Source organism: Plantactinospora sp. B5E13 (genome assembly GCF_039871775.1).
Taxonomy (GTDB): Bacteria; Actinomycetota; Actinomycetes; order Mycobacteriales; family Micromonosporaceae; genus Plantactinospora.
In genome coordinates this window covers 1-982 of record NZ_JBDPLT010000113.1, presented here as the reverse complement: position 1 = coordinate 982, position 982 = coordinate 1, and the positions used below count along the sequence as shown (strand labels likewise).

At 65.6% G+C, this 982-nt stretch carries 1 protein-coding gene; it reads right to left on the bottom strand.

Going from position 1 to position 982, the window contains the following annotated elements; genetic code table 11:
- Nucleotides 1–21: 21 nt before the first annotated feature.
- Nucleotides 22–915, bottom strand: a complete 894-nt coding sequence (locus tag ABGB05_RS36905) for an IS982 family transposase (protein ID WP_347658673.1) — start codon at nucleotides 913–915, stop codon at nucleotides 22–24.
- Between the last annotated feature and the right edge of the window lie 67 nt (nucleotides 916–982).

Here is a 982-nt window from a genome sequence, read left to right as displayed (position 1 = left end):
ACGAGTTGTTCCGAATCCCGGTCAGTGGTCGTAGGCGATCAGTGACCGGGTGACGGGTGCACCGGTCTTGTTGTTGTGCCAGATCGCGGCGGTCATCGCGAGGAGGCGTTGGGCCACCCGTACGGCGACGCCGGCGAAGGTGCGTCCGCCGTGTTCCTCCAGATCAAGCTGGCCCTTGAGTGTGTCGTTGACCGACTCGATGAGCTGTCGGACCTTCTTGAGCATCGGTTCGCCGTAGCGCGTCTTCTCCTTCTTGCGGGACGGGCGTAGCAGGGTGATGCCCTGCTCGGCGAGGTCCCGCTCGAGTGGTCTGGACGCGAAGCCCTTGTCGCTGATCAGCAGGATGCCGTCGTGTTCGGCGACGACGCCGGCCTCCACCTCCAGCATCGCGGCGAGGACCTCCCGCTCGCCGAGTTTCGGGTTGGCCAGGGCCCACAGGATCGGCATCCCGGTCGGGGTGCACACCAGGTACAGCCGTAAACCCCAGAAGAACCGGGAGTGGGAGGCGCAGTAGCCGTATCCGGCCCAGCCGGCCAGGTCCGAGCGTTGCACGGTGGGTCGGGACATGCCGCACGGCACCGGGGTGGAGTCGACGATCCAGTGGTTGTCGAACCAGAAGTCACTGTCACGGGCCAGTTCCCGGATCACCTTCTTGACCAGCGGCAGGGCGGCGCGCAGCCGCTTGTTGTATCCCGGTCGTTGTGGCAGGTACGGGAACATGCCGGCCAGATGGATGCGGGCGTAGCGGATCCAGTGGGCTTCCGAGCGGGCGCCGAGCAGGACCTGCGCCACGGCCAGGCACACCAGTTCGGAGTCGGTCAGCAGCGGCGGCCTGCCGCGCCACCGGGGCGTGCGGATGCTGTCGTCGATCTTCACGTACAGTGCGGTCAAGAGGGTGTCCAGGTCTTGCGTCACAACATGATCTTGGATGCCCTCTCCTCATGCCTGGACATCGACCCCTGACTTCGGAACTACTCGTCTA